This is a genomic window from Thalassotalea montiporae, assembly GCF_053485855.1.
The window spans coordinates 469,060-487,479 of sequence record NZ_JBQRUO010000002.1 but is presented as its reverse complement, the minus strand read 5'-3'; the positions used below and the strand labels follow the sequence as shown (position 1 = coordinate 487,479).

General features: G+C 43.6%; 16 protein-coding genes. 10 read left to right on the top strand and 6 right to left on the bottom strand.

The genetic code is table 11. From position 1 onward, the window contains the following. The first annotated feature begins 1 nt into the window (after nucleotide 1). From ACSLUR_RS08690 to ACSLUR_RS08680, 3 genes are all read left to right on the top strand, one after another. The gene (locus ACSLUR_RS08690) at nucleotides 2-1,243 is read left to right on the top strand and encodes a multidrug effflux MFS transporter (protein ID WP_448553678.1); all 1,242 of its coding nucleotides are present in this window, start codon (nucleotides 2-4) and stop codon (nucleotides 1,241-1,243) included. Between the two features lie 53 nt (nucleotides 1,244-1,296). Further along, complete coding sequence (gene elbB / locus ACSLUR_RS08685) at nucleotides 1,297-1,950, top strand: isoprenoid biosynthesis glyoxalase ElbB (RefSeq protein WP_448553676.1); 654 nt, start codon at nucleotides 1,297-1,299, stop codon at nucleotides 1,948-1,950. A gap of 129 nt (nucleotides 1,951-2,079) precedes the next feature. Beyond that, nucleotides 2,080-4,692 carry a DUF748 domain-containing protein gene (locus tag ACSLUR_RS08680; protein WP_448553674.1) on the top strand — a complete coding sequence of 871 codons (2,613 nt, stop codon included), beginning with the start codon at nucleotides 2,080-2,082 and terminating at the stop codon, nucleotides 4,690-4,692. Between the two features lie 59 nt (nucleotides 4,693-4,751). Here the strand turns inward: ACSLUR_RS08680 and ACSLUR_RS08675 are convergent, their stop codons facing one another. The 4 genes from ACSLUR_RS08675 to aroQ all read right to left on the bottom strand — a co-directional run bounded on the left by ACSLUR_RS08675 (nucleotide 4,752) and on the right by aroQ (nucleotide 7,405). Beyond that, entirely contained in the window at nucleotides 4,752-4,907 is a 156-nt protein-coding gene (locus ACSLUR_RS08675) for an oxidoreductase-like domain-containing protein (RefSeq protein WP_448554360.1), read from the bottom strand. A 141-nt stretch (nucleotides 4,908-5,048) separates the two neighbouring features. Continuing rightward, nucleotides 5,049-6,395, bottom strand: a complete 1,347-nt coding sequence (gene accC, locus ACSLUR_RS08670) for an acetyl-CoA carboxylase biotin carboxylase subunit (RefSeq protein WP_116001901.1) — start codon at nucleotides 6,393-6,395, stop codon at nucleotides 5,049-5,051. A 23-nt stretch (nucleotides 6,396-6,418) separates the two neighbouring features. Then, nucleotides 6,419-6,892, bottom strand: a complete 474-nt coding sequence (gene accB, locus ACSLUR_RS08665) for an acetyl-CoA carboxylase biotin carboxyl carrier protein (protein WP_448553671.1) — start codon at nucleotides 6,890-6,892, stop codon at nucleotides 6,419-6,421. Nucleotides 6,893-6,946: 54 nt separating this feature from the next. Beyond that, nucleotides 6,947-7,405 (bottom strand): type II 3-dehydroquinate dehydratase, encoded by a 459-nt coding sequence (gene aroQ, locus ACSLUR_RS08660; RefSeq protein WP_448553669.1) that lies wholly within the window; start codon nucleotides 7,403-7,405, stop codon nucleotides 6,947-6,949. Nucleotides 7,406-7,791: 386 nt separating this feature from the next. Here aroQ and ACSLUR_RS08655 point away from each other — a divergent pair, with 386 nt between their 5' ends. From ACSLUR_RS08655 to ung, 4 genes are read left to right on the top strand one after another with little or no spacing between them, the layout of a single operon-like run. Beyond that, the gene (locus ACSLUR_RS08655; RefSeq protein WP_448553667.1) at nucleotides 7,792-8,139 is read left to right on the top strand and encodes a hypothetical protein; all 348 of its coding nucleotides are present in this window, start codon (nucleotides 7,792-7,794) and stop codon (nucleotides 8,137-8,139) included. Further along, on the top strand, nucleotides 8,117-9,319 hold the full coding sequence (locus ACSLUR_RS08650) for a hypothetical protein (RefSeq protein ID WP_448553665.1): 1,203 nt from the start codon (nucleotides 8,117-8,119) through the stop codon (nucleotides 9,317-9,319). Before ACSLUR_RS08655 ends, ACSLUR_RS08650 begins: the two co-directional genes overlap by 23 nt. 1 nt (nucleotide 9,320) lies before the next feature. Next, the gene (locus tag ACSLUR_RS08645) at nucleotides 9,321-11,762 is read left to right on the top strand and encodes a bifunctional diguanylate cyclase/phosphodiesterase (RefSeq protein ID WP_448553663.1); all 2,442 of its coding nucleotides are present in this window, start codon (nucleotides 9,321-9,323) and stop codon (nucleotides 11,760-11,762) included. A gap of 21 nt (nucleotides 11,763-11,783) precedes the next feature. Continuing rightward, nucleotides 11,784-12,443 (top strand): uracil-DNA glycosylase, encoded by a 660-nt coding sequence (gene ung / locus ACSLUR_RS08640; RefSeq protein WP_448553661.1) that lies wholly within the window; start codon nucleotides 11,784-11,786, stop codon nucleotides 12,441-12,443. 183 nt (nucleotides 12,444-12,626) lie between these two features. Here ung and ACSLUR_RS08635 read toward each other — a convergent pair whose 3' ends face one another. Both ACSLUR_RS08635 and cutA read right to left on the bottom strand, forming a co-directional pair. After that, a complete protein-coding gene (locus ACSLUR_RS08635) occupies nucleotides 12,627-14,459 on the bottom strand; it encodes a protein-disulfide reductase DsbD (RefSeq protein ID WP_448553659.1) in 1,833 nt (610 codons plus the stop codon). 3 nt (nucleotides 14,460-14,462) lie between these two features. Continuing rightward, nucleotides 14,463-14,774, bottom strand: coding sequence for a divalent-cation tolerance protein CutA (gene cutA, locus ACSLUR_RS08630; RefSeq protein WP_448553657.1), 312 nt, complete (start codon nucleotides 14,772-14,774; stop codon nucleotides 14,463-14,465). Nucleotides 14,775-15,231: 457 nt separating this feature from the next. Between cutA and ACSLUR_RS08625 the strand changes: the two genes are divergently transcribed. The 3 genes from ACSLUR_RS08625 (at nucleotide 15,232) to groL (ending at nucleotide 17,947) form a co-directional block, all read left to right on the top strand. Further along, nucleotides 15,232-15,771, top strand: coding sequence for an FxsA family protein (locus ACSLUR_RS08625; RefSeq protein ID WP_448553655.1), 540 nt, complete (start codon nucleotides 15,232-15,234; stop codon nucleotides 15,769-15,771). Nucleotides 15,772-15,863: 92 nt separating this feature from the next. Beyond that, nucleotides 15,864-16,154: a co-chaperone GroES gene (locus ACSLUR_RS08620; protein ID WP_116001882.1), complete on the top strand. Its 291-nt coding sequence runs from the start codon at nucleotides 15,864-15,866 to the stop codon at nucleotides 16,152-16,154. A 140-nt stretch (nucleotides 16,155-16,294) separates the two neighbouring features. Further along, on the top strand, nucleotides 16,295-17,947 hold the full coding sequence (gene groL / locus ACSLUR_RS08615; protein WP_448554358.1) for a chaperonin GroEL: 1,653 nt from the start codon (nucleotides 16,295-16,297) through the stop codon (nucleotides 17,945-17,947). Nucleotides 17,948-18,420 lie beyond the last annotated feature (473 nt).

Here is an 18,420-nt window from a genome sequence, read left to right as displayed (position 1 = left end):
TGTGACCAAAGATCCCTTCACTATTTCGAAGAAAATCCTATTGCCTTTGCTGGCATCAATTATGGCGCTATCTCCCTTGGCAATTGATTTATATTTGCCTGCAATGCCGCAAATTGCGGATGAGTTAGCTACTACCATGCCGAGCGTACAAAATACGCTGAGTATCTATTTAGTTGGCTATGCGTGTGGTTTATTGTTTTTTGGCCCCTTGGCTGATAAATATCCACGCCGTAACCTAGTGATGATAGGCCTCATTGGCTTTATGCTGGCCACCTTGGCGCTGCCATTTGCCGCCAGCATTGAAGCTTTTACCGGCATTCGTTTTGTGCAGGCCTTTATCAGCAGCGCGGCCACTGTTGTCGTGCCGGGCACCATTCGTGAGATCTATCAGAAAAACACAGCTAAAGGCCTATCCTATGTCAGTATGATTATGATGCTCGCCCCGATGATTGCGCCCAGTATTGGTAGTGTGATTTTGGCGTTGCACAGTTGGCAGGCGATCTTCTTCGCACTCGCCTTTTATGCCTGTTTGATCTTACTGTTTGCCTTTAAACAATTACCTAATCGCGCAGAGCCCACAAAAAATAAGGAAAGTGAGCAGCAAGCCGCGCCGCAGACCACAACTCCTAGTTTTCTAGGCCGTTATAAAATTGTCTTAGGCAATAAGCCAGCACGCTTAGAGCTGATAGCCTCTATGATGATATCACTGGCATTTTTCGCTTATATCACTGCGGTGCCATTTGTTTATATGACGGTATTTCAAGTCAGTGAGTTTACCTTTAGTGTGCTGTTCGCTGCGACTGTTGCTGCCTTAATGACAGCGCACTTTATTAACACTCGTTTAGTCGTGCGCAAAGGCTCGCGCACTATGCTTGGCTATGGGCTATTAGTGGCGGTGGTTTCATCAAGCAGCTTAGTGATAGTTAACTACTGGCAATTGCCCATTGCCTATACAATCGCGTCTGTATTGCCATTGATGGGCAGTATTTCCATGATAGCGGTTAATGCAGATGCCATTATTCTGCAAAAATTTGCTGAACAATCAGGCACTGCCACGGCAGTGATTGGCGTATTACGTTTTGGTATTGGCGGTTTAGCGGGGCCAATTTTAGCCTTCTTTTATGATGGCTCTGCGATGCCGTTTAGTTTGCTGATGTGGTTATCAGTGCTTGTCGTCTTGCTTGTGCAACTGCCGCGCTTTCTTGGTGAAAGAAATGTTGTGGATAAAACGGCTCAGCAATAGTAACTAAGCCTGACTGAACTGAATGGCTTAGATCAATGAATAAGGAAACAACAATGAAAAAAATAGCAATTATTTTAAGCGGCTGTGGCGTATTTGACGGCAGTGAAATTCACGAGGCGGTGATCACCATGTTATCGGTTGAGCAAAATGGTGCCCAGTACCAGTGTTTTGCCCCTGATGTCACGCAAATGCACGTGGTTAATCATTTAACTGGCGAAGTTGCTGAGCAAGAGTCTCGTAATGTGCTTGTTGAAGCTGCCCGCATTGCCCGTGGCGAAATTAAGCCTGTGACGGAGCTGAATGCTGACGACTTTGATGCCTTGCTATTACCGGGCGGCTTTGGCGCAGCGAAAAATTTATGTGATTTTGCCATTAATGGCGGTGAAGCTTCAATGAATAGCGATGTGTTAGCTGCTTGTCAAAGCTTTGCAAAGGTAGGTAAGCCAGCCGGTTATATCTGTATTTCGCCGGCAATGATCCCTATGGTTTATGGTCAAGGCGCAAAAGCGACAATTGGCACTGATCTAGATACTGCAGCAGGCGTTACCGCGCTTGGTGGCGAACATATTGAATGCCCAGTGTCTGAGTTTGTGGTTGATGAAGCTAATAAAGTGGTGAGTACGCCTGCCTATATGCTAGCGGGTAATATCTCAGAGGCCGCTGACGGTATTGGCAAGCTGGTGAAGCAAGTACTGGCAATGGCTTAAGGCTACCGCCTGATTGCCTGCGCAGAAATTTTAATCTGCTTGGTTTTTGCGCTAAGCTATTGATTAAGAGTTAGTTAGCCCTTGGCTAGCTAACTATTATTCACAGTATTGATTAGTAGCAGGAACGCAATGAAAATCGTTAATAAGTGGTCAACCCTAGGTATAACTTTCATTGTCTTTCTGCTGTTACTCATGTATGCCAGTGCACCACTGGTAACTTACTTTGCTAATAAAGAGCTGGCTGAGCAATACCTTGAGCTTGAGATCAAACAGTTAAGGTTTAATCCGTTTACTTTTTCCATCGAAGTTGAGCAACTTTCTCTTAATCATCAGCCTACCAATGATGAAGAAACAGCAGCTAATGCTCAATTATTGCTGTCATTGCAGCACTTAGGGTTAAACCTAGATGCTTGGCGGCTTTTTAGTGGCGAGATCCATATTGAATCTGTCGATTTAAATGGCATTGGTGTGCAAAGCGAGCTGATTGAGCAAGAACTCTCGTTTGCAGGTTGGCAGCCACAAGCGGCAGGCGACAGTGATGAATCAGAATCTGCATCAAGTGGTGAGAATAGCCAACCTTGGCTGATGCGCGGCGACAGTCTAATGCTGGAAGATTTCACTTTTACGCTACAAGCTAAGCGTCAACACAACTGGCACATCAACAAACTGGTGTTATCAGAAGTTACTGTTAAGCCAAACGCAAATAAGCATGACCAAGAAATCGCCTTAAAACTGCAATTAGAAAGTCAGTTAAACCAGCAGCCTGTGAACCTGAGTATCGCCCTAGTTCATAGTGCAGATAACACGCAATTAACCCTTAACAAGTTGCAACTTGCTGCTCAACTCGATGATTTTAGTGAGTGGTTGCCTCAGGAATTGCAATTGTCAGGGCAAGTTGAATTCACGGCACAGGCCAAACTCAATAAGTCCAGTGAGCAGACACAAACCAACTGGCAATTTGTTGACTTAACAAGTCAACTCGCGGCTAACGATTTGCATATCGCTGTACCTGTCAGTGAGCCGGTCGCTCTTGAAAACTCCACGCTAAAGCTAGGCAAGATAGATCTAGCTATCTCTACTGACGAACTCAATGTTGTACAGCTAGAAGCTGATAGCACTGATAGCAATGTATTCGATATCAATAACCTAACTGGGGAAGTGTTAGCCCAGCTGGCTATCGAGGAGCTCGACTGGCAGCTAACCAATGGCGACACTCTAGCGACGATAGCATCAATAATCGCTAGCGATGCTAAAGCTGTGTTGCCTGAACAATCATTTCAGCTTGCCTCACTAAGCCTGACTGACGGCATTATCTCTCAGGCGCAAAAGTTACATTCCATTGAATTAAACGCCGCGCAACCTAATGCTTTAGCTATTTTTGAGATGCTCGATATTACGGCGATAGCGTTAACCCCAGAAGAAGTAAATATTGCGGATATCGCCATTAACTTAACCCAAGCCTCGGTTTACAAAAGTAATGTCTTGGCGGCGGAAAACTGGGTGCTAGCTGAGCCAAATAAATCAAGCAAACCAAGCAAACCAGAGCAAACAGAAGCAAAAGCCCAAGAAGCTCAAATAAGTAGTGGGCAGGCTGCGCAGAGTGAGCAGGTTGACGTTGATCAGTCGTCAACTGTTGCTGAGCATCCGTCTGACGATGAGCAAACCGTTATCCGTGAGCAAGCTTCTAACCAAGATAAGAGCCCTGCGATTCGTATTGGGCATATTGCTGTTACAGGTGAAGGTGCGATTATTATGTTTGATTACACGCCCAGCGAACCCGTTATTCAGCGTTTAACCTTAAACGAACTTTGGTTAAAAAATATAGATTCAAGCCAGCCGCAATCCGCTAGCTCATTTTTGTTAAATAGTCAGTTGGGTAAACGTTCGAGCATTGAAATTGCGGGTGATATTTACCCATTCACTGAACACGGCGATTTAAACGTAAAAGGCAAGATGTCAGCGGTTAATTTGGCGCAATATTCACCTTATGTAGTGGATGCAATCGATCATAGAATTACCCAAGGGCAGCTCACTGCCGACTTCGCATTTAATTTAAAAGATCAACAAATCGACGGCGAAGTGACGACCTTGCTTAAAGCGATGGAGCTGGCGCAAGCACCTAATAAACAAGGTTCTAACGAAGAAAAGAGTAAAGCGAGTGGTAGTATTATCCCAATCAATGCCGCCATCAGCCAGTTAACCGATAGCCAAGGAAATATTGAACTGACTTTTCCATTAACCGGTGATATTAATCAGCCGAATTTAGGTATCGGCGGCTTGATTTCCTTAATCACGGAAAAAGCGTTAAAACAAGGGGCGAAGAATTATATGATTCAAACCTTTTTGCCTTACGCTAATATCATCACTGTCGCTATGCTAGCTAGTGATAGCTTATTTGAAATCTCAATGGAGGATTTGCCCTATCAAGCAGGGCAATCGGAGTTATTAGCCCCTCAGCTAGCATACGCGAAACAACTTGCTGCCGTGCTAACACAGCAAAAAGATGCGCAGGTTGTGATTTGCCCGAAAGTGATTAAACATGATATTGCAGTTGAGGACGAAGCAACATTAAGCGGTGAGCAAAAAACGCAATTATTGGCATTGGGAGAGTCCCGACTGGATCTGTTTACCGAGCATTTAATTGCAACATTAGGGGTAAACGCAGAACGTATTATTCATTGCCAATCGGTAGTGGAACCAAATAATAATGTCCAGTCTAGGTTGTCGTTTGAGATAAAGTAAATACTTACTTAATGACACTGAAAAGGACTACATGATCATATAAGTATAAGCGAGGAGGTTTAGCCTTCGGTTTCTTTTGCTCTAAGCTGAGCCTGCTGAATACGCCACTTTTGTAACTTTTCGTAGTACTCATCCCAAACACAAGGGCAACAGGCACCGCCACCACAACAGTCGTCATCTGCTGGCGGGATTGGCTTTTCTAATTGTTCTTGCATAAGTTGCACAGTGGTTACTTCAGGCATTCTTGGCACTCATTCTGGGTAGGCAAGCAGTATACGTAATATTACCCTGCGCTTCATTAACAAAAAACGCTAACCTAAGTTAGCGTTTTTTTATTGAGAAACAATGAATGAGCGTTATTCTTGCTCAGCCAATTTCTTCTCAAGGTAGTGAATATTCGCACCGCCATTAACGAAGCCTTCATCACTTAAAATGTCTTGGTGAAGTGCAATGTTAGTTTTAATGCCATCTACCACTAACTCGTTTAATGCATTGCGCATACGAGCAATTGCCACAGCGCGGTTGTCACCATAAGTGATCAATTTGCCGACCATCGAATCGTAATGTGGCGGCACTGAATAGTCAGCGTAAATGTGAGAGTCCCAACGAACGCCTAAGCCACCTGGCGGGTGGAAGCGAGTGATTTTACCCGGTGAAGGAATAAAAGTGCGTGGGTCTTCAGCATTGATACGACATTCAATTGCATGACCCGCAATTTTGATATCGTCTTGGGTGTATGAAAGCGGCTGACCTGCAGCAACGCGCAGTTGCTCTTTGATCAAGTCAACACCTGTGATCATTTCAGTTACAGGGTGCTCTACCTGAATACGGGTATTCATTTCAATAAAGTAGAACTCGCCATTTTCGTATAGGAATTCGAATGTACCTGCACCGCGGTAATCAATTTCGATACAAGCATTGCAGCAACGTTCACCAATTTTGGCGCGCATTTCTGGCGTAATACCAGGTGCAGGTGCTTCTTCGACAACCTTCTGGTGGCGACGCTGCATTGAACAGTCACGCTCACCTAAATGAATCGCATTGCCTTGGCCATCAGCGATCACTTGAATTTCAACGTGACGTGGGTTTTCAAGGAATTTCTCCATGTAAACCATGTCGTTGTTGAATGCTTGGCGTGCTTCAGTTTTGGTTAATTGAATGGCATCAAGTAGTTCAGATTCTTCGCGAACTACACGCATACCACGGCCACCACCACCACCAGAGGCTTTGATGATCACTGGGTAACCGATGCGTTTACCATGAGCAAGGTTAGCTTCATTATCGTCAGTTAATGGGCCATCGGAACCTGGTACGCAAGGGACGCCAGCAGCTTTCATGGCGCGAATGGCGGCCACTTTATCACCCATGATGCGAATGCTTTCTGCTTTCGGGCCAATAAAGGTGAAGCCTGATTGTTCAACCTGCTCGGCAAAGTCAGCGTTTTCCGCCAAGAAACCATAGCCTGGGTGAATTGCTACGGCGTTGGTGACTTCTGCGGCCGTGATAATGCTTGGAATATCTAAGTAGCTTTCAGTTGCAGGTGCTTTACCAATACAAATGGTTTCATCAGCGAGTAGAACGTGCTTTAGATTACGATCTGCTGTTGAATGCACCGCTACCGTTTTAATACCGAGTTCTTTACACGCACGCAAAATACGCAGTGCAATTTCTCCTCGGTTGGCGATAACAACTTTTTCTAACATGAAATTACCCTTAATGGTTGGGCTTATTCAATGATGAATAGCGGTTGGTCAAATTCAATAGCGTCTTCGTTCTGCGCTAAGATCTCTTTAATGACACCAGACTTATCTGCTTCAATTTGGTTCATCATTTTCATTGCTTCAACAATACATAGCGTATCGCCAGCGTTAACATGTTGGCCTACTTCAACAAATGACGGTGCATCTGGTGATGGAGAAGCATAGAAAGTACCTACCATAGGTGAGCGTACGATGTGACCAGAAAGAGCCGCCGGTGCACTTGCAGCTTCTGCAGGCGCCGTGGCTGGTGCAGCAGCTGGTGCAGCAGCTGGTGCTACTGGCGCAGGCGCTGCCATTGGCGCAGCTTGCATAACTGGGGCTGCCACCATAGTGCCGCCTTTGTTAATGCGAATAGATTCTTCGCCTTCAGAAATTTCAATTTCATTAATACCTGATTCTTCAACGAGTTCGATCAGTTTTTTGATTTTTCTAATATCCATGTTTACACCTTGTTGTCGCGTGTGGATTCTTGTGTATCGCCAGCGCCTAAGTAGTTAATTTGATGCTGACTTAAGTAATTGTTTATTCGCGCTTTCAAGCGCATAAAAATATCCCTGGCTACCCAATCCACATATCACACCAACGGCAATATCGGAAAAGTAAGAGTGGTGTCTAAATACTTCACGCTGATGGACATTTGACAGGTGTACTTCAATAAAAGGAATACTCACTGATAAAAGCGCATCGCGCAGCGCAACACTTGTATGGGTATAAGCTGCAGGGTTAATAATGATGAAATCAATTTTTTCGAATGACTGGTGAATTCTATCAATCAAGTCACCTTCAGCATTTGACTGAAAGTGCGTAAGGTTAATGTCTTTTTGTTCGGCTGCTTGGGTTAAACTTGCCATAATTTCTGCTAGCGTTTCATGGCCGTACACATCGGGCTCACGCTTACCTAGCATGTTCAAATTAGGGCCGTTTAGTACCAAAATATTAAATTTTGCATTCATCTTTCTTAAATTTGCCGTAAATTGTTGCTATGTGTTGATATTGTCACAAAGCATTTAAGATGAAAACAGGGTTGAACAAAAAATCACCTTAAAAATTAATTTTCGTCACATTATAGTGATTTCGCCGAATATAGCAGCAAAATACTGGTCTAATCACTGAAGTATACAAAACGCTTTGCGCGGTCGTGTAAATTAACTACAATTAGCTTAATTGCTCGCATTTAATTGTTTGATTATCAACCAATTGTGGAGCAGTACGTGTAGCGTTTTTGCTATCCCGTTAAAATAGTGAAGTACACAAGGACGTTGTTATTAACAAGTTATTTATCCTCGTTGTTTTCCTCGCTTTATTTTCTGCTTCTTCGTTAGCAGCAGACGTTTCAGCTGTGGTGAATCCATCAGTTGAACACACTAAGCTGTCTAAGCTTGAGCTTAGAAGGATTTTTTCAAAGCGTATCACTCGTTGGCCTGATGGTCAGCCGATCGTGGTATTTGTGCTCGCCAGCAATAATCCAGTTCACCAGCGATTCTCAAAAGAAATATTAAAGATATTTCCTTATCAGTTAGACAGAATTTGGAACAAGATGATCTTTTCCGGCGTTGGGAGTGCGCCAATTGTAGTGAAAGATCTCGAAACCTTACTCGCTGAGGTAAAAAATACACCAGGCGCCATTGGCTATGGCGAAAACATTGCAGAACAAGGAGGCTTGCATGTTATTGAAATCATTAATTAAAGCCCGAAAGATGTTGGCGCTAAGCCTAGCCTTAGTAACTGCAAACAGTTGGGCTGATGAACAACAAAATGTGCAATTTCATGGGTTTATCGCTCAAGGCATCGCAAAATCGCAGGGTAGTGATTTTGTTAATGATGATCAAGATGTGTCAGCAGAATTAACCGAAATTGGTTTCAATATTTCCTACCAAATAAATGAGCAACTCAGATTTGCAGGCCAAGCTGTTTATTTGAACGCAGGCAACCGACTAGCAGAAGGTGGCAGAATTGATTATGCCCTATTTGATTGGTCAGTATTTCAGACGCCAGAAAGCCAATTAAACCTTTATTTAGGGCGCTATAAAAATTATCACTGGCTCTATTCAAGTACGCGCGATGTACCTATGACCAGACCGAGCATTGTGTTGCCACAGGCTATTTACTTTGATGGTTTTCGCGATATTGCTGTAGGTGGTGACGGCGTAGCACTTTCCTATAAACAAAACCATGCAACTTGGGGCGATTTTGACTTTAACCTCAGTTATGGCACATCAAGTATCTCGGATAAACAGACTGAAATTATTTTAAGCGAGCTGGCGACGGGGCGAATGAATCATGACCTTGATTATCAAGGTAGCATTTTCTGGCAGCCTCAAAATAGTCAATGGCGCTTTGGTATCGCCGCACTCGACAGCGAGTTTACTTACGATCAAGGTCAAAGCGATAGCTTTCGTGATGCGACCATTATTTTGCAGCGTTATTTACTCAATGGCCGTTATGAAGGTGAATTGTGGGAATTTAGCGGCGAAATTATGCAAGAGCGGTTTTTACTGGAAGGATTCTATAGTGAAAACTTTCGACAAGATAATTTCGGACAAGGATTCTTTGTTCAATCTCGCTACTTACTCAATGAAAATACGCGCTTATTAGTGAGGTTAGAGCGCTTTTATGCGAATAAAGATGATCGAAGAGGAAACCAGTTGACGGCAAATACGGGTGGACAAATACCTCATTATTTTGGCTATCAGCATGATACTGTGGTGGGGCTGTCGATACGCCTAGCTGAACACTTAGAGTTGCAATTAGAACACCACTGGTTTGAGGGAACGGCTCGGTTAACCCCTGTCGTTGTGCCTAATACCGCGATAAACAACGACAAGCACTGGCAACTTTGGTCTGCTCAACTGATGTATTGGTTCTAAAATGAATCGCACGTTTATTAGTGTTCCATTAAAACTACTGGCATTAATTGTTGGTACCTTGCTGCTGGTGAGTGCCGGCTTTTCAAGCCTTTCTTTGTGGCGGCTGGAACAAGAATTTACTCAATTTCAGCGTGACAAGCTGAACTTGGGCAGTGCGCAGTTTAGTGTTGAGAAAGCACGCCTCGATAACCAACTTCGTATTTGGGTAGAGTCTTTCTCTGATATTGTTGGTGTTAATGAAAGACCAAACTTTGATGCGTTAACGAATGCGGTTGCTGAGCAGTTCTATGCTTTACAATTACATTTAAACGTAGAAAATCTATGGTTGATTGACGAAAATTTGCAAACCCTTTGGTTATCACCAGAGATCACGCCAAGGCTTGTTCGCGAGCACGCTAACGAAGTATTACGAATGCAAGAGCCGCTTAGTACTATAGACTGCCAAGTTGATTGTCAGCTTTTTACTAGCGTTCCGGTGATCAACGAAAATGGCAAAATCGCGGTGGTCACAATGTCGGCATCGTTAATCGACATTATCTTTTCGCTGCATCAAAGTTTGAATAGTAACGTTGCGGTGATCAGCTTGCCGTCTGGCCAAACCCTGTCTTTGCAACAAGTGTCTTTTATTTCGGCTTCAAATCAAGCGCAACTTAAAAAATTGTTTGCCCAGCATCCAGAGCAACTTCCACTCGCGCAGGTGATGGATGAAGGCATTCAGCTTAGTCAAAACCATTCACATTATTTGTTAAATTTTATGCCGCTCGCGACAACGTCGACACGCGAATATTTTTTAGTGCTTATTGATGATGTCAGTGACTTTAAACAAAAAAATGAGAATTATCGCAATTATTTCTTAGTGACTGAGCTATTTATCTTTATTACGTTGGCACTCTTGGTCTTCTTCGTGACAAGCCCATTTGCACGCCGTCTTATTAACCTTGCTAATGCACTGCCAATGCTGTCGCGAAGAGAATTTAATGAGTTCAGGAAAGTACCGTTAAAGCGACGTAGCTTTTTTGTGGACGAGCTAGATATTGTAGCCAATGCTGCACAAGACTTAAGTTTTGAGCTTGAGCAATTGAATATGGAAGTCGAGCAAAAAACGCAAGAGCTTGAGAATATTGCGATGTATGATCTGCTTACTGGCCTTCCTAATCGCAATATGTTGAATCTTCAGCTGCATAAGCTGGTGGCCAGTTTACATCGCAGTAGTGAAGGTATCGGTGTACTTTTCCTTGATTTAGATGATTTCAAAAAGGTCAATGATAGCCATGGTCATGGTGAAGGTGATCGTTTACTTGAAGAAGCAGCCAATCGTATTCGCACCAGTATTAACAAAGCAGATCTGGCATGTCGTTTTGGTGGTGATGAGTTTGTTATTGTCTTGCCGCAAATTGCTTCTATAGAGCAAGCGGTTTCGGTGGCAAAAGAAATACTTGGTCGTTTTAAATTACCCATTAAGGTCGGTTCTGGTGTTTTCTATGTTTCAACCAGTATTGGTATTGTTTATAGCGATAACGAAGCAATACGAGCGGAAGACTTAGTAAGCTTTGCCGATATTGCCATGTACGAAGCGAAGAAAAGTGGCGGCTCGCAATACCATATATACAAACCTGAGATGTTCACGAGAGTTGCACAGCGCGTTGAACTTGAAGGCGAAGTGCGCCAAGCCTTATTGAAGCAACAGTTTAGTTTGAGCCTTCAACCTCAACTCAGTGCGAAAGATAAGAAGCTGATTGGTTTTGAAGCGCTACTACGCTGGCACCATCCAGAAAGGGGAATGATTCCACCAGACGAATTCATTCCCATCCTAGAAAACTCAGAATACATGATTGAGTTAGGTTATTGGGTGATGCGTCGCTGCTTTGAACTGGTGAGTGAATTTTTAGAGCATGGGCTGATTGATGTGCGTGTTGCCATTAATTTATCTGCGATGCAGTTTTTAGACCCGCATTTGAGTGATTATTTACGCCAACTAATGCGCCGCTTTAACCTATCTGCGAAACATTTCGAATTAGAATTGACTGAGCAAACGCTCGTTTCTGATATTGATACTGCGATTGGGGTGATGAACAGTCTGAAAAAAATAGGCTTCAGTTTCGCTATCGACGATTTTGGTACAGGTTATTCTTCACTTGCCTATTTGAAAAAAATGCCTGTCGATGTCATTAAAATCGATAAAAGCTTTATTTTTGGCATGTTAGAAAATCATTCTGATTATCAAATTATTATGTCGACCATTGCGATGGTAAAAAACCTTGGCCTTACTGTTGTGGCCGAGGGCGTTGAAAGTGGTGCCCAGCTGCGTAGTTTAACCATGAACGACTGTGATATTATTCAGGGCTACTACTTTTCCAAACCTGTGCCTGAAGTTGAATTAAAATCCTTTTTGGCTGAGCGCTTAGTTGATGGTTACTGGAAAACCCAAGCAAAGCAGCATTAATTTCAAAATAAGAATACACCTATGACAACTTGGTCTGATCTGCTCGCCGCAGAAAAGCAACAGCCTTACTTTCAAGAAACCCTAGCCTATGTTGAACAGCGTCGTGCTGAAGGAATTACTATTTATCCACCGAAAGACGAAGTCTTTAACGCGTTTCGCACTCCAGCGTTTGACCATATTAAAGTGGTCATTTTAGGGCAAGATCCTTACCACGGCCCTGATCAAGCACATGGCCTATGTTTTTCGGTTAAGCCGGGGATCAAGCCGCCACCGTCGTTGGTGAATATGTACAAAGAGCTGGCTACCGATATCGATGGTTTCGAGATCCCTAGTCATGGCTATCTGCAACCTTGGGCAGAGCAGGGGGTGCTGCTGCTTAATACTGTGCTGACAGTCGAAGCTGGGCAAGCACACTCGCATAAACACTTAGGCTGGGAACAATTTACTGATCGCGTGATTCAAACGTTAAGTGATCATGGGCAAGGGATTGTGTTTCTGCTGTGGGGCTCACATGCCCAGAAAAAAGGCAAAACCATCGATAGCAGCAAGCATTATGTGCTTAAAGCACCGCACCCATCGCCACTATCAGCGCACCGCGGTTTTTTTGGTTGCCGTCATTTTTCACAAGCGAATCAATTGTTAGTTAATCAGGGTAAAACGCCCATTCAGTGGCAGGTATAGATTGGCAGTTATAGCGTGGCAAATATAATTTGGCAGGTGCAGCCTAACAGCTACACTCGCTTAATTAAGCCTAAGGACATTAGTCTGCATCAAAACAAAAACGCCGAGTTAGCAATAACTCGGCGTTTTTCATTACTTGAATTATTAAGCTTTAAACGATTAATCGTTTAAGTTACTTTCAAACTAATTAAATGTTGAATTCACATGAGCAGCAAATTCAGGTGCGCCCATAAAACCGGTTACACGCTTGTTGCTAACTTCATCACCTTGCTTATCAAAGAACAGAATCGAAGGTAAGCCGAACACATCAAAGTGTTCCATTAATTCCACTGAGCTATCAGCGCCTGTATCCGTTAAATCAATTTGAACCAAAAGTGTATCGGCTAACGCTTTCTGCACTTCTGGTTTCGGGAATGTGTACTCTTCAAATTCTTTACAAGCGATACACCAATCAGCGTACAAATCTAGCATGACGGTTTCACCGCGCTGATTTGCCTCAGCAATCGTCGTTTCTAATTCTGCAAGGTTTGCCACGCGAACAAAGTGTTTAACATCAGATTCATGGCTGCTGGCAGCAACGGCTGGTTGTGGGAATACTTGCTTGTAAAGCTGGTTTGCTCCTACGAATAGCGCTAAGAAAATCACTAAGCTACGCGCACCATACCAGAAGTTTTTATTGGTATTTTGATTCGCTACATAGAAGTAAGTTGCGGCACCTAGAATAAGTAGCGACCATAGCGCACCAGAAATGCTTACCGGTAAGAAGCGCTCCAATAAGAAAATTGGCACAGCTAGTAGCAATATACCAAAGATGTTCTTGATGATGTTCATCCAAGCGCCGGCTTTTGGTAGTAATTTACCACCAGAGCTACCTAATACTAACAATGGTAAGCCCATACCAATACTTAGCGCGTATAGCGCTGCTGCACCTAAGACGATATCGCCAGTTTGCGAGATATAGATTAAGGCGCCAGTTAATGGTGCAGTGGTACAAGGTGAAGCCACTAAACCTGAGATTGCGCCCATTGACGTTACGCCTGTGTATGAACCACCTTCTTGCTTGTTGCTCATTTCGTTTAGCTTGTTCTGCCAGCTTGCAGGTAGCGCTAGGTTAAACATGCCGAACATAGAAAGTGCCAAGAATACGAATAGCACACTCAAGACAATTAATACCGCGGGGTGTTGGAACATGGCTTGGAATTGGGCGCCAGCGAGGGCTACAACAACACCTAAAATCGTGTAGGTAATCGCCATACCTTGCACATAGAAAAACGATAGGCTAAAGGCGCGTTTCGTTGATAAGTTATCGCCTTGGCCAACAATAATACCCGTTAAAATTGGGTACATAGGGAAAACACAAGGGGTGAATGACAACAGTAAACCACCCGTAAAGAAGGCGATTAAAGTCACTAGCAAGCTTTCGTTTTGCAACAGTGATAATAATTCAAACTGCTCGCTGCTTGCGCCAGTTGCTGACGTTGAAGTCGCTTGCTCGGCTGGCACATTATTGGCTGAGCTATTTAACGCCGCTAATACGTTGCTGGTATCGCTCGCTTTAACCTCATTTAAATCAACCGTTTTGGTGGTTGGTGGGTAGCAAAGGCCCTTTTCCGCACAGCCTTGGTAGCGAATGGTGACACTTGAGCCGTCGGCTGCTTCAATAATTGGCAGCGTAAACTCTACGTCTTTATTGAAAATTTGTTGAACGCCAAAGAATTCGTCTTCGTGCTCTTTACCAGCAGGTAATTCAACTTCTGCTAGCGTTGCCCCTTCGCTAGTGAAGCGAAATTGGTGGCGATATAAGTAGTAGCCTTCTTTAACGTTAAAACTAACGAGTAACTTGTCTTTGTTTTGATGAAAGTCAAAGACAAAAGCTTCGTCAACTTTTAGGAATTCATTGTCACTGCTAAATAAGCTAGACGATGAAGTGTCAAAAATACTGTCTTGTGCGTTAACATAAGTTGGTGCTAGTGAAAGCACAAACCATGTCAGTATGAGTAAAGCGAACTGTTTCATAAACTACTTTAACGAACCTGCAATCCAGTCTAAATATGCGTTATTGCCTTGCTGGATATCTAGGGCAATAACTTCCGGTACTTCGTAAGGGTGAAGTGTTTCGATACGAGCCGACAGCTCTTCAAAGAACTCTGCTGACGTTTTTATGAGCAGCATCACTTCATCCTCTTGTTCAATATTACCCTGCCACTGATAAACTGAGGTGATACCTGGCATCAGATTCACACAAGCAGCGAGTTGCTCAGTGATGAGTTGCTCTGCGATTTGCTCGGCAACGATACGGCTTGGGCAATTACACAATACGACTTGATACATTAGTTTTCAGCATTTAGTGCGGGCAAAAATAGTGGGCTATTTTTACCATGTTTAGGCCAACAATGCACCGCTCAACAAGTCGAAAGCTAAGCAATGTTGCCTACAAGTATATCGTGTGGTTGAAAATGACCCGACAACCCTCATATAAGTTTCATCTAATTTAAAAGGTATGAATACTCGTGCTATTTCAAGATGCATGATTTCAGCGCTTTCACAGGGGCTCAATATCAAGGCGCAGCTTGGCAGTAATGGTATTCCCTTTCAATAAGGTGCAACACAGAGATTGAGTTCCTGTGAAGCGCCCCCATTGTTATTAGGTAGAGAAGGGTTGGTTTAAAAGCGATTTATGCTGCGTTATTGATGCTAACTATGAGACACCATTCTTTATCATCAATGCCTTGCCTAAATCGCTTTTAATTCCAACTGAAACAAGCACTTTGAATTAGCACGAGTATATATGTTCCGAGTTTTATTTATTCTTTTTGTTATTGTTCCCATCATTGAAATTGCAGTGTTAATGCAAGTGGGCTCACTGATTGGCGCATGGCCAACAGTGGCGATAGTGGTTATCACTGCCTGGTTGGGGGCAAAGAATGTTAAAGCGCAAGGAATCGCGACTATTCAAAACTTGCAGACTAAAATGGCGGTGGGTGAAGAGCCATCACAAGAAATTGTTGCTGGCTTATTGCTACTAGTTGCCGGCGTATTGTTAGTCACCCCTGGCTTTGTGACTGACGCCTTTGGCCTATCTCTGCTTATTCCACAAGTGCGTAGTGGTTTAGTGGCAAGTGTGCAGCAGCACCTAGCAACGCAAACTGTTCAGGGAATGCAAGGTATGGGCGGTGCAAGCTTTACCTATCGCCAGCAAAGCCATCATGCTTCAGGCCAACCACATGGCTTTGAACAACACACTGATCCTTTTGACAAAGCGCGAACTAAAACAGGTAACGTTGAGCAAGGTAACACCATTGAAGGCGAGTTTGAGCGCAAGGACTAAAAAATTTAATTACCAGGGTTGTATTGGCAAAATACGGCCCTATTTAATTCTTCAACAATTTACATAAACACTATTCTCAGGAGAGAACATTCATGAGCATTCGTCCATTACACGATCGCGTAATCATCAAACGTAAAGAAGTAGAGTCGAAATCTGCTGGCGGTATCGTATTAACGGGTAGCGCTGCTGAGAAATCAACGCGTGGTGAAGTTGTTGCTGTTGGCAACGGCCGCATCCTTGAAAACGGTGAAGTGCGTGCTTTAGACGTTAAAGTTGGCGATCAAGTTATCTTTAGCGAAGGTTACGGCGTAAAAACTGAAAAAATCGACGGTGAAGAAGTACTTATTCTTAGCGAAGGCGACATCTTAGCCATCGTAGAATAACGAGCAAAGTTAACGAATTATTACCGCGCTTGCTGTAGCACAACATGCAGCAATGAGTGGTGAATAAACTATTGCCATATCTGCTGTAGCACAACATGCAGCAACCAAGGGCGATAAGACGATAAAAGATAGGAATTAATATCATGGCAAAAGACGTATTATTCGGTAATGACGCTCGCGCTAAGATGCTTAACGGTGTTAACGTTTTAGCAGATGCGGTAAAAGTTACCTTAGGTCCAAAGGGCCGTAACGTAGTATTAGACAAGTCATTTGGCGGCCCATCAATCACTAAAGATGGTGTTTCTGTGGCAAAAGAAATCGAACTTGAAGACAAGTTCGAGAACATGGGCGCTCAAATGGTCAAAGAAGTAGCGTCTAAAGCAAATGACGAAGCTGGTGACGGTACAACAACTGCAACAGTGCTTGCGCAATCAATCGTTAACGAAGGCTTAAAATCAATCGCTGCGGGTATGAACCCAATGGATCTTAAGCGCGGTATCGACAAAGCGGTTGCTGCAGCTGTAGAAGAGTTAAAAGCGATTTCTACTCCATGTGCTGATAATAAAGCGATCGAGCAAGTAGGTACTATTTCTGCAAACGCTGACACTAGCGTTGGTGAAATCATTGCTACGGCAATGGACAAAGTAGGCACTGAAGGCGTTATCACGGTTGAAGAAGGTCAATCGTTAGAAAACGAATTAGACGTGGTTGAAGGTATGCAATTCGATCGCGGTTACCTATCACCTTACTTCATCAACAACCAAGAAAGTGGTGCGGTTGAATTAGAAAACCCATTCATTTTATTAGTTGATAAAAAAGTATCAAACATCCGTGAATTGCTAACAACATTAGAAGGCGTTGCAAAAGCTGGTAAGCCACTACTTATCATTGCTGAAGATGTTGAAGGTGAAGCGTTAGCAACACTTGTAGTTAACAACATGCGCGGCATCGTTAAAGTAGCAGCGGTTAAAGCACCTGGTTTTGGTGATCGTCGTAAAGCAATGCTTCAAGACATCGCAATCTTAACAGCTGGTACTGTGATTTCTGAAGAAATCGGTATGGAGCTTGAAAAAGCGACTCTAGAAGACTTAGGTCAAGCGAAGAAAGTTGTGATCTCGAAAGACAACACAACCATCATCGACGGTATCGGCGAAGAAGCAGACATCCAAGGTCGTGTTGCACAAATTCGCGGTCAAATCGAAGAAACAACTTCAGATTACGACAAAGAAAAACTTCAAGAACGCCTAGCAAAGCTGGCTGGCGGTGTAGCAGTGATCAAAGTGGGTGCTGCAACTGAAGTTGAAATGAAAGAGAAGAAAGACCGCGTTGACGACGCACTTCACGCAACTCGCGCTGCAGTTGAAGAAGGTGTAGTTGCTGGTGGTGGTGTTGCGCTAGTACGTGTTGCTGACAAGATCAAAGAACTTAAAGGCGACAACGAAGACCAAAACCACGGTATCAATGTAGCAATTCGCGCAATGGAATCACCATTACGTCAAATCGTTGCTAACTGCGGTGACGAAGCGTCTGTCGTACTTAACGAAGTACGCAACGGCGAAGGTAACTTCGGTTACAACGCTGGTAACGGCTCATACGGCGACATGTTAGAAATGGGTATTCTAGACCCAGCGAAAGTAACGCGCTCTGCATTGCAATTCGCCGCTTCTGTTGCAGGCTTAATGCTAACGACTGAAGCTATGGTTACTGACGCTCCGCAAAAAGATGCAGCTGCTCCTGCTATGCCTGATATGGGCGGTATGGGTGGTATGGGCGGAATGCCTGGCATGATGTAATTTTGCTGGTCTAAAACGTTGATTACAGCGTTGTTATTTCGCTCACATACAAACAAACGTATGCGACGCTCATAACGCCTTGTACTAAACGTTTTATCCTGCGCAAAATGTGCTAAAACCTATTTGATAAAGCCCGCTTCGGCGGGTTTTTTATTGCCTTGAATTTGTGCCTGTGATCTTGATTATGGCGTTGTTACTTCGATTACATACAAACAAGCGTATGCGCCGCTCATAACGCCTTGTACTAAACGTCTTATCCTGCGCAAAATGTGCCAAAACCTAATTAATAAAGCCCGCTTCGGCGGGTTTTTTATTACCAAAAATTTGTGCCTGAAATTTAGATTGCGGCATTGTTACTTCGCTCACAAACCAATGTCTTCGATACTATTAATACTTGTTTTGGCGGCCTGACATTTATTTCAATTGCTTTCCTTTCAATCCTTTTTTGTACATACAACGAGCTTGACCATAGA